The 218-nt window shown below is 49.5% G+C and carries 1 tRNA gene; it reads left to right on the top strand.

Going from position 1 to position 218, the window contains the following annotated elements:
- The first annotated feature begins 113 nt into the window (after positions 1–113).
- A tRNA-Asn gene (locus EL84_RS30515) sits at positions 114–189 on the top strand.
- Positions 190–218 lie beyond the last annotated feature (29 nt).

The raw sequence follows: 218 nt of genomic DNA, 5'->3' as shown, positions 1-218 counted from the left end.
GCAATGCATGGAGCTGACCAGTACTAATCGGTCGAGGGCTTATCCAATAGCAAGTTGTAATTCGCGTGTTTCGTTTCGAATCTAGTTTTCAGAGAACGATCTCTGAAGCATATTCCCTGATAGCTCAGTTGGTAGAGCACTCGACTGTTAATCGAGTTGTCACAGGTTCGAGCCCTGTTCGGGGAGCCATATGGAGAGGTGTCCGAGCTGGCCGAAGG

The organism is Paenibacillus sp. VT-400 (assembly GCF_001029205.1).
In the GTDB taxonomy this organism is placed as follows: Bacteria; Bacillota; Bacilli; order Paenibacillales; family Paenibacillaceae; genus Paenibacillus; species Paenibacillus amylolyticus.
This window is presented reverse-complemented; position numbering and strand designations above follow the sequence as displayed.